The sequence below is a fragment of the Saccharopolyspora soli genome (assembly GCF_022678645.1).
GTDB classification, from domain to species: Bacteria; Actinomycetota; Actinomycetes; order Mycobacteriales; family Pseudonocardiaceae; genus Saccharopolyspora; species Saccharopolyspora soli.
The window spans coordinates 1-9645 of the sequence record NZ_JALBWV010000128.1 but is presented as its reverse complement, the minus strand read 5'-3'; the positions used below and the strand labels follow the sequence as shown (position 1 = coordinate 9645).

At 69.6% G+C, this 9645-nt stretch carries 11 protein-coding genes; 9 read left to right on the top strand and 2 right to left on the bottom strand.

Annotated elements, in window-relative coordinates; genetic code table 11:
- Positions 1 to 94 precede the first annotated feature (94 nt).
- Complete coding sequence (locus MOQ72_RS43195) at positions 95 to 583, bottom strand: SRPBCC domain-containing protein (protein WP_242191864.1); 489 nt, start codon at positions 581 to 583, stop codon at positions 95 to 97.
- A 199-nt stretch (positions 584 to 782) separates the two neighbouring features.
- Here MOQ72_RS43195 and MOQ72_RS43190 point away from each other — a divergent pair, with 199 nt between their 5' ends.
- The 9 genes from MOQ72_RS43190 (at position 783) to MOQ72_RS43155 (ending at position 9538) form a co-directional block, all read left to right on the top strand.
- The gene (locus MOQ72_RS43190; RefSeq protein WP_242191863.1) at positions 783 to 3272 is read left to right on the top strand and encodes an ATP-dependent Clp protease ATP-binding subunit; all 2490 of its coding nucleotides are present in this window, start codon (positions 783 to 785) and stop codon (positions 3270 to 3272) included.
- Positions 3273 to 3338: 66 nt separating this feature from the next.
- Positions 3339 to 3698 (top strand): gamma-glutamylcyclotransferase family protein, encoded by a 360-nt coding sequence (locus MOQ72_RS43185; RefSeq protein ID WP_242191862.1) that lies wholly within the window; start codon positions 3339 to 3341, stop codon positions 3696 to 3698.
- A 116-nt stretch (positions 3699 to 3814) separates the two neighbouring features.
- Positions 3815 to 4081, top strand: a complete 267-nt coding sequence (locus MOQ72_RS43180; RefSeq protein WP_242191861.1) for a DUF3040 domain-containing protein — start codon at positions 3815 to 3817, stop codon at positions 4079 to 4081.
- A 171-nt stretch (positions 4082 to 4252) separates the two neighbouring features.
- Entirely contained in the window at positions 4253 to 5110 is an 858-nt protein-coding gene (locus MOQ72_RS43175) for an NAD(P)-dependent oxidoreductase (RefSeq protein ID WP_242191860.1), read from the top strand.
- Between the two features lie 78 nt (positions 5111 to 5188).
- Positions 5189 to 5269 (top strand): putative leader peptide, encoded by an 81-nt coding sequence (locus MOQ72_RS45965; protein ID WP_372495657.1) that lies wholly within the window; start codon positions 5189 to 5191, stop codon positions 5267 to 5269.
- Between the two features lie 104 nt (positions 5270 to 5373).
- Positions 5374 to 6387, top strand: coding sequence for an ABC transporter substrate-binding protein (locus MOQ72_RS43170; protein WP_242191859.1), 1014 nt, complete (start codon positions 5374 to 5376; stop codon positions 6385 to 6387).
- 20 nt (positions 6388 to 6407) lie between these two features.
- Complete coding sequence (locus MOQ72_RS43165; protein WP_242191858.1) at positions 6408 to 7547, top strand: LLM class flavin-dependent oxidoreductase; 1140 nt, start codon at positions 6408 to 6410, stop codon at positions 7545 to 7547.
- Between the two features lie 326 nt (positions 7548 to 7873).
- Positions 7874 to 9043, top strand: a complete 1170-nt coding sequence (locus MOQ72_RS43160; RefSeq protein ID WP_308198069.1) for a thiolase family protein — start codon at positions 7874 to 7876, stop codon at positions 9041 to 9043.
- A 90-nt stretch (positions 9044 to 9133) separates the two neighbouring features.
- The gene (locus MOQ72_RS43155) at positions 9134 to 9538 is read left to right on the top strand and encodes a Zn-ribbon domain-containing OB-fold protein (RefSeq protein ID WP_242191857.1); all 405 of its coding nucleotides are present in this window, start codon (positions 9134 to 9136) and stop codon (positions 9536 to 9538) included.
- Here the strand turns inward: MOQ72_RS43155 and MOQ72_RS45960 are convergent.
- Positions 9539 to 9645: amino acid--tRNA ligase-related protein (locus MOQ72_RS45960; RefSeq protein WP_372495656.1), on the bottom strand; the 107-nt coding region annotated here is incomplete at its 5' end.

Here is a 9645-nt window from a genome sequence, read left to right as displayed (position 1 = left end):
CGCCTGGCGTTCCCGCACGAACAGCAGCAGGACGAGCCCGGCGAAGATCAACACGTTATCGAGGACACCCGCCGCGTACAAAGCAAGACCCCGGTCAGCCAAGCACGTCCTGGTATTCGGCTTGCAGGCCCGCCAAGTCCACTTGCTCAACGGGACGGCCATCCAAGAACGCCGCGAGCTGGTCCAACCCGGCATGCCAGCCCGACGCGACCGCGATGGCCAACTCCCGGTCGGCGACGATGTTCGTGAAGATCAATCGGCAGGCGTCCGGGCCGTCCGCTTCGAGCTCCCACCGCAGCACCTCGGCGTCCCACGTGTATTCCAGCAGCCGGGGCGGGTCGATCCGGGTGGTCCGGCCCTGCCCGGTGGGCAGGTCGTGCTCCGGCTTCGGCACGAAGGTCAGCTCGGTGCCCTCGGCGAAGTCCAGCCGACAGCGGTCGTAGTCGAGGATCTCGACGAACCACGCCCGCAGCTGCGCCGGGTCGGTGATCGCCCGCCACACCTTCTCCTGGGCATGCGCGAGCCCGCGCTCGAACCGCAGTTCGCACCGGCCATCCTCCAGCGGCCGCAACTTGCCCAGCATCGCGCCTCCATCAGCAGATATTCCTTGCTCTAAATATTGCCCGGTGAGCATATTTCACATCCAAGCGCCGGACAAGCGGTGACGCGCGCCACTTGTGGTACTGGATGGAATTACCTGGATCAGACTGACGTTGGTTGCTAACAGCAGACTCAAGTAGATGGCGGCGGCAGCCAGCAACACCGTCGCGAGGAGGTTGGGAATGGCGACGTTCTTCGGACCGGGCAGCGGCCCGTTCGACGAGTACTTCGCGCGCTTCTTCGGTGGCGACGATGCCGCGTCCGGTTCCCGCCGGATCGACATCACCGAGCTGATGACCGAGCAAGCGCAACAACTGCTGGGCGGCGCCGCGGGCTTCGCCCGGGACCGCGGGCAGACCGATCTGGACGCGCTGCACCTGCTGTGGTCGGCCGCGCACCAGCCCCCGACCAGCGACCAGCTGCGACAGGTCGGCGTGGACACCGACGCGTTCGCCGCGGAGATCGAGGAGCACCTCCCGGCGGCCGCCGAGGCCGTCGGCGACCGGCCCGTCACGCTGACGCTGGCCGCCCGGACGGTGCTGGCCGACGCGCACCGGGTCGCCCGCGCGCTCGGTTCCACCTACATCAGCCCGCAGCACGTGCTGCTGGCGATGTCGGCGAGCCCGCAGTCGGAAACCGGGCGGCTGCTCGCTTCGGCCGGGGCCGGTCCCGAGGTCCTGCGCGCCGCGAGCCAGCAGCCCCGCAGCGAGCAGCGACAAGCCCGCAAGAACAGCAGCACCCCGACGCTGGACCAGTTCGGCCGGGACCTCACCGCCCGCGCCCGCGACGGGGAGCTGGACCCGGTGATCGGTCGTGCCGAGGAGATCGAGCAAACCGTCGAGATCCTGTCCCGGCGCACCAAGAACAACCCGGTGCTCATCGGTGAGGCCGGGGTTGGCAAGACCGCGATCGTCGAGGGCCTGGCCCGGCGCATCGCCGCCGGTCAGGTGCCGCGGGTGCTGGCCGACAAGCGGGTCGTCCAACTGGAGCTGTCCGGGATGCTGGCGGGCACCCGCTACCGGGGCGACTTCGAGGAGCGGATGACCAAGGTCATCGACGAGATCTCGGAGCACCGCGACGAGCTGATCGTGTTCATCGACGAACTGCACACCGTCGTCGGCGCGGGTGGCGCCGAGGGCGCGATGGACGCGGGCAACATGCTCAAGCCCCGGTTGGCGCGCGGCGATCTGCACGTGGTCGGTGCGACCACATTGGACGAATACCGCAAGCACATCGAGAAGGATCCCGCTCTGGAGCGCCGGTTCCAGCCGGTCCAGGTGCCCGAGCCGAGCGTGTCGGACACCGTCGCGATCCTGCAGGGCCTGCGCGAGAACTACGAGGCGCACCACCGGGTCCGCTACACCGAGGAGGCGGTTGCGGCCGCGGCCCAGCTCTCCGACCAGTACATCGCCGACCGGTTCCTGCCGGACAAGGCGATCGACCTGATCGACCAGGCCGGGGCACGCAAGCGGCTGGCGGCGCTGTCGCCGGACGGCGACGAGCTGCGCGGTCGCATCGAGCGGCTGGAGCAGGCCAAGGACGAGGCGGTCGCCGCGGAGGACTACGAGCGGGCGTCGGCGTTGCGCGACGAGATCACCGAGGCGCAGAACGCGCTCAGCGCCAGCGGCGCGGCGGAGGTCTTGGAGGTCACCGCCGAGGACATCGCCGAGATCGTCGCGCGGGCGACCGGTGTGCCGGTCAGCCGCCTGACCGCCGCGGAGAAGGTGCGGCTGCAGGGCTTGAAGCAGGAGTTGCACCAGCGCGTGGTCGGCCAGGACGACGCGGTGCGGGCGCTGGCCCGCGCGGTGCGGCGCTCGCGCAGCGGGCTGGGCGACCCCAACCGACCGGTGGGGAGCTTCCTGTTCCTCGGTCCGACCGGGGTCGGCAAGACCGAGCTGGCCAAGGCGCTGGCCGAGTCCCTGTTCGGCGAGGAGCAGCGGATGGTGCGGCTGGACATGAGCGAGTTCCAGGAACGCCACACCGCCAGCCGACTGGTCGGCGCCCCGCCCGGCTACGTCGGGCACGGTGAGGCCGGTGAGCTGACCGAGGCCGTGCGGCGGCACCCGTACTCGGTGATCCTGCTGGACGAGGTCGAGAAGGCCCACCCGGACGTGTTCAACACGCTGTTGCAGGTGCTCGACGACGGCCGGTTGACCGACGGCCAGGGCCGCACCGTCAACTTCACCAACACGGTGTTGATCATGACGAGCAACCTCGCCTCGGAGGTCGTCTCCAGCGCGGGCGGCAAGATCGGCTTCACCGCCACCGACGCCGATCCGGCGCTGGACGAGCGGATCATGCCCCGGTTGCGCGAGGCGTTCCGACCGGAATTCCTCAACCGCATCAACGAGATCGTGGTCTTCAAGCGGCTGGACGGCGAACAGCTGCACACGATCACCCGGATGCTGTTGGGCCACACCGAGCGGCGGCTGCGAGCCTTGGGCATCGCCATCGAGTTCGACCCGGCCGCGGTGGCCTGGATCGCCGAGCGCGGCTACCAGCCGGAGTTCGGCGCCCGGCCGTTGCGGCGGGCGATCGAGCGGGAGGTCGACGACCGGATCAGCGATCTGCTGCTGGACGGCGAGCTCGCCGAGGGCGCCCACCTGCGGGTGTCCACCGCCGACGGCGAACTGACCTTCCAGGTCGACGAACCAACGGCCACCGCGGCGTGACCCAATCACCGTCAGGGGCGGGCGCGAGGAGCGTCCGCCCCTGACGGCGTGCGGGAGAATCGGGGCGTGTCCGATCGCATCGCCGTCTACGGCACGCTGCTGCCCGGCGCGGCGGCTTGGCATCTGCTGTCGCCGCTGGTCGTCGGCCCGCCCGAGCCGACCTGGCTGCCCGGCGCGCTGTACGACACGGCCAACGGGTATCCCGCGCTGAAGCTCGACGCGGATTCCCGCGTTCCAGCACAGGTTTTCCGGCTGCGCGACCCGGACCGGGCGTTGCCGGTGCTGGACGAGTACGAGGGTCCGGAGTACGAGCGCCGCCGGATCCGCCTCGACGGCCAACCGTGCTGGGTTTACGTCTGGCTCGGCCCGGTCAGCGGAATGCGTCCGCTCCCCGACGGCTGGTCCCACCAGGGACGCGGGTCCTAGGGCCAGGTGTTGCAGCCCACAGCCCTACCTCGACAGACTTGCCAATGGGCCCTTCACACCGACGTACATCGTTGCAATACTTGTTCAACAGGGCGGATGACCCGTTGGAGGTGGCCATGCTACCGAGGGACGAGCGGCGCCGCCTGAGGGAGATCGAACAGCAGCTCATCGGCGACGATCCGAAACTGGCGCGCAGGCTCACCGAGAGCAGCGCGTTGCGACGCGTGTGGGCGCACATGTCACCCCGCGTAGCGCTGGCTGCGGTCTCGGCGTTCATCGCGGTGCTGTGCCTGCTCCTCGGCGAAGGCGGCGGGGTGTTCACCGCAGGCGCGGTGGCCGTGCTCGCGGTCATCTCCCGCAACTGGCAGATCCGTCTCGACTGAGTGCCGTGGTCGGTCGCGCAGGAATCGATGTTGCCCGCGACCTGCACCCGTTGATCACGCGCACACGGACGACTGTCCACAATGGCTATCCGAATCTCCTTGGTATGCCAGGTGCTTTTCCTGCCTGGCCTGTGTAGACTCTCGATTGCACAATCGCGGTAGGAGCATTCGATGACCACTGTGGCATTCCTGGGCACCGGAACGATGGGCGCGCCGATGGCGCGCAACCTGCTGGCCGCCGGATTCCCGGTCCGGGTGTGGAACCGCACTCCCGCCAAGGCAGCTCCGTTGTCGGCCGACGGCGCCACGGTCGCCGATACACCGGCGGAGGCCGCGCGCGGGGCCGATGTGCTGATCACGATGCTGTTGGACGCTGCCGCAACGGTCGAGGCGGGCCGGGCCGCGGCCGCCGAACTGCCGCCGGGTGCGGTGTGGCTCCAGATGGGCACGATCGGGCTCGCCGGATTGGCCCAGGCCAGTGCGGTCGCCAGCGGTGCGACGCTGGTCGACGCACCCGTGGTGGGCACGAAACTGCCCGCCGAGAAGGGCGAACTCGTCGTGCTGGCCGCTGGCCCCACCGAAGTCCGCGACCGCGTGCAACCGCTGTTCGACGCGGTCGGGCAGCGCACCCTCTGGCTGGGCGAGGACGCCGAGGGCGCGGCTGCGACCCGCATGAAGCTCGTCATCAACAGCTGGATCCTGACGCTCACGAACGCTGTCGGCGAGTCGATGGCGCTGGCTCGTGCGCTCGGCGTCGACGGCGCGGAATTCCTCTCCGCGATCAGCGGAACCCCCACCGACTCCCCGTACGCGCAGCTCAAGGGCGCGGCGATCCTCAAGGGCGACTTCACCCCGTCGTTCGAGTTGCGCGGCGCGGCCAAGGATGCGGCGCTGATCGCCGAGGCCGCGGGCGACTCGGTCCGGCTCGATCTCGCCGACGCGGTGCTGGCGCGGTTTCAGCGAGCGGTGGCGGCCGGGCACGGCAACGAGGACATGGCCGCCGCGTATTTCGCATCGTTTCCTGGTTGACGCGGTCCGTTTCCCGCTCCGTGGGAGCCTCGCCGCCACCGTTGACGTCGGTGCTGGGCGCCTGCAAGCATCAGATTCGTGTCCGGACGCGTTGCGTTGACCTGGCGCCTGCACGTCGATCTGCGACGGCAGGCCAGCTCCGTCTGTCGTCCTTGCTGAGTTCTCCGCGCTGATTCCGCAAGTTCCCGGTACCGCGTTCCGATTCGCTTTCTCCTACCCGGCGAATGGCGTGCCGACTTCCCGCAACGATGGAGCAACCGACCGTGCGTCGTCGTGATTTCCTTGCTGCCCTTGCCTTTTCCACCACCTCTGCCGGTTTGCTCAGCGCCTGCGGTGCCGACGGCAGCGATCCGGCGCAGGCTCCGGTGCCCGCACCGGTCGATCCGCAGCGGTTGGCGGGTGTGACGCTGCGCGTCGGTGACCAGAAGGGCAATGCCCGCTCCCTGCTGCACTCCGCCGGGCTGGACGACTTCCCGTACACCGTGCAGTGGGCGACGTTCCCGTCCGGTCCGCCGCTGCTGGAAGCGGTTTCGGCGGATGCCATCGACCTCGGCGGGGTCGGCAACACGCCGCCGCTGTTCGCCGCCGCGGCCGGGGCCAACATCAAGATCGTCGCCGCCGCGAAGGGCAACGTCGCCAGCGATGCGCTGGTGGTGCTGCCGAACTCGCCGCTGCGGGGGCGCGACCAGTTGCGCGGCCGCAAGATCGCGGTGTCCAAGGGCAGTTCGGCGCACGGCCAGATCCTGCTGACCTTGCGAGCCGCTGGTCTGACCCCCAACGACGTCGAACTGGTGTACCTGCAACCTTCCGACGCGCTCGGGGCGTTCCGGCAGGGCTCGGTGGATGCCTGGGCGATCTGGGATCCGTACTTCTCCCAGATCCAGCTGGAGTCCGGCGCGCGGGTGATCGCCGATGGTCAAGGCACTGCCAACGGGCTCAGCTTCCAGGTCGCCGGGACCAAGGCCCTGGCCGACGCGGGCCGCAACACCGCCATCGCGGACTACCTGGTGCGGCTGGCCAGGGCGCAGCGCTTCTCGGACGCGAACCGCGAGCAGCGCGCGCAGGCTTGGTCCGCGGACACCGGCCTGCCGATCGAGGTGACCCGCCGAGCCACCGACCTGGGCCCGGACCTGCCGGTGCCGCTGGACGACTCGGTGATCCGCTCGGAGCAGGAGCTCGCAGACGCGTTCGTGGCGGTCAAGGAGATCCCCCGCCCGTTCCAGTTCGCCGAGTTCGTAGACACCAGGTTCGCCAACCAGCTCGCCACCGCGGGCTGAAGATCCCAGGAGAGCACCACATGAGCGTCACCACGCACTGGTTCCTGCCGACCCATGGCGACGGTCGATCCATTGTGGACCGGCCGCACGTCACCGCCACCGGGGCCGACACGCCGCGCCAGCCGGACATCGACTACCTGGCGCAGGTGGCGCAGGCCGCCGAGCACCTCGGCTTCACCGGGATGCTGACCCCCACCGGCACCTGGTGCCAGGACGCGTGGATCACCACGGCCGCGCTGCTGGCCCGCACCCGGCGGATCAAGTTCCTGGTGGCGTTCCGGCCCGGTGCGCTGACCCCGACGCTGGCCGCCCAGCTGGCCACCACGTACCAGAAGGTCTCCGGCGGGCGGCTGCTGCTCAACATCGTCACCGGCGGTGAATCCGGCGAGCAGCAGCGCTACGGCGACTGGCTGGACCACGACCAGCGGTACGCGCGCACCGACGAGTTCCTGGCCGTGCTGCGCGGGATCTTCAGCGGTGAGCCGTTCGACTTCGACGGCGAGCACTACCAGGTCCGCGGCGCGACCGCGTTCGAGGCGCCGGACCCGCAGCCCAAGCTGTACTTCGGCGGTTCGTCGGACGCCGCCCTGCCGGTCGCGGCGCGGCGCGCGGACGTGCACCTGACCTGGGGCGAACCACCGGATGCGGTGGGCCGGAAGGTCCAGCGGCTGCGCGAACTCGCCGCCGAGGAGGGCCGCACCCTGCGGTTCGGCCTGCGCGCCCACATCATCACGCGGGACACCAGCGCCGACGCCTGGGCCACTGCGCAGCGGTTCGTCGACCAGATGGACCCGGCTGACATCGCCGCCTCCCAGGCGAAGTTCGCGGTCACCGAATCGACCGGTCAGCGCAACATGGCTGAGCTGCACGGCGGTGTGTTGCACAGCGACGCGCGGAAGTTGGAGATCCACCCCGGATTGTGGGCGGGAGTCGGCCTGCTCCGCGGCGGCGCTGGTACCGCGTTCGTCGGCAGCCACACCGAAGTCGCCGATCTCATCGAGGAATACCACGCGGTGGGCATCGAGGAGTTCGTGCTGTCCGGCTACCCGCACCTGGAAGAGGCGTACTGGTTCGGTGAAGGCGTGCACCCGGAACTGGCCCGGCGCGGTCTGCTGGACTCGGCGCAAACCCCCGCAGACAGCCTGATTCCCGCGTTGTAGCCGATCAATCGGCGTCTTGCGCGGTCGCACGCGAGCGGGTCATCATGATTTTGGACTGATTAAGAGGGTGCGCGGATTGGCTTGCGTGGCGGTGCGGGTAGCGGAACCTCAGAGGCTTTCTCGACTCCGGGATCCCCGACATCATGTATGCCGATACACCACGTCGGGGCTGTCCTCGCGAGAAAACCTCTGAGAACCCGCAGCGGCGCGAGCTGCGAGAGTGGGAGGAAGCGGCTGACGCCGCTTGCCTGACGACCCCCTCGACATGCCCAATCCGCGCGAGTTCTAAGTCCGAAACATTTCGGTGGCTCGCAAGGGAGGCGGCATTGGCGGACTCCGCAGGGCGTCGGCCGGTGATCGCCGGCCTGGGCATGACCGAACTGGGCAAGGTCTACGGTTCCACCGCAGGCGAGTTCGCCGCCGAGGCGGTGCGCCGCGCCGTCGCCGACGCCGGACTTCAACTGTCCGATGTGGACGGCCTGCTGCTCAACTCCGGAGTCTCCGGTGGTGTCGACATCTGGACGCTGCAACAGCAACTCCAGATCCGCGACCTGCGGTTGCTGACCGAGATGCAAGCGTTCGGCTCATCGGCGGGGTCGATGCTCGCCTACGCCTCGATGGCGGTGCGCTCGGGCATGGCCGACACCGTCGCCTGCGTGTTCGCCGACGCGCCCCGGCAGCCCGACAAGGGCAGCGCGTCGGCCTACACCGGGCGCCGTCTGCCAAGCGGATTCGAAGGGTTGCTCGGCGCCAGCGGGCTGACCAGCGTCAATGCGATGTACGCGCAAGCTGCCCGGCGGCACATGAACACCTACGGGACCACGTCCGAACAACTCGGCGCGATCGCGGTGGCACAGCGGGCGTGGGCGGCGCGCAACCCGCTCGCCCAGTTCCGGGAACCGATCACCCTAGCCGATCACCAGGCGTCTCGGATGATCGCCGATCCGCTGCGGCTGCTGGACTGCTGCCTGGTCAGCAACGGCGGCATCGCGGTGCTGGTCACCTCCGCCGACCGCGCGGCGGACCTGCGCCAGCCGCCGGTGCACGTGCTCGGATTCGCGCAGAGCCACCCCAACTACCCCGCCGCGCGCGGCAGCGAGTTCGGGTTGCGCACCGGCGCCGCGCAGGCAGGCCCCACCGCGTTGAAGATGGCCGGAGTGTCCATTTCGGACGTCGATGTCGCCGAGCTTTACGACTGCTACACCTTCACCGTGCTGATCACCTTGGAGGACTACGGTTTCTGCGCCAAGGGCGAGGGCGGCGAGTTCGTCGCCTCCGGCGCGCTGGCACCAGGTGGCGCGCTCCCGGTCAACACCGGAGGTGGCCAGCTGTCCGGCTATTACATGTGGGGTATGACCCCGTTGTCCGAGGCGGTAATCCAGGCCCGCGGTCAGGGCGGCGCGCGGCAGGTGCCGCGCAACGACGTGATCCTGGTCAGCGGCAACGGCGGCATCCTGGCCCACCACGCCACCCTCGTGCTCAGCCCCACCGGATGAGCCTGAGGTGAGGGGCACCCGTGCCCCAGTAAGTTGGTCACGGGTGCCCCTCACCTCTCACCCGAATGGGGCGCCGACGGAACTGCTCGCATGGCGAGCTCTGACAGCAGGGACGTACCCGTGATCTCCGTTTCCCGCAACGAGGCGTCGGCCGAGTTCTTCGACGGCACCGCCCGCGGTGAACTGCTCGTCCGGCGCTGCCCGCAGTGTTCGCTGGTCATCGCGCCGAACGTGCCGCAGTGCCCGGACTGCGCATCGATCGACCTGACGTGGGAGCCCGCTGGCGGCACCGCGACGCTGGTGACCTGGACCGTGGTGCCCGGCCCGGACGACACCGCCGTCGTCGCGGGGATCGTCGAACTCACCGAGGGGCCTTGGCTGCACGCGCGAATCCTCGGCGTCGCCCCTGAAGACCTCGCCGAGGGCCTTGCGCTCTCCGTGGGCTTCCAGCGCTACGGAGACGGCGAAGCCGTGCCGGTGTTCCACGCGGCCTGATCAGCCGTGCTGCTTGACCAGCGGGAAGGTCAGCGACTCCCGGATCGAGCCGCCGGTCAGCAGCATGATCAGGCGGTCCACGCCGAGGCCCAGCCCGCCGGTGGGCG

Coding starts and splice junctions, on each gene's coding strand:
- MOQ72_RS43175 (WP_242191860.1), top strand. CDS start 4,253: ATGACCACTGTGGCATTCCTGGGCACCGGAACGATGGGCGCGCCGATG.
- MOQ72_RS43190 (WP_242191863.1), top strand. CDS start 783: ATGGCGACGTTCTTCGGACCGGGCAGCGGCCCGTTCGACGAGTACTTC.
- MOQ72_RS43165 (WP_242191858.1), top strand. CDS start 6,408: ATGAGCGTCACCACGCACTGGTTCCTGCCGACCCATGGCGACGGTCGA.
- MOQ72_RS43180 (WP_242191861.1), top strand. CDS start 3,815: ATGCTACCGAGGGACGAGCGGCGCCGCCTGAGGGAGATCGAACAGCAG.
- MOQ72_RS43155 (WP_242191857.1), top strand. CDS start 9,134: ATGGCGAGCTCTGACAGCAGGGACGTACCCGTGATCTCCGTTTCCCGC.
- MOQ72_RS43195 (WP_242191864.1), bottom strand. CDS start 583: ATGCTGGGCAAGTTGCGGCCGCTGGAGGATGGCCGGTGCGAACTGCGG.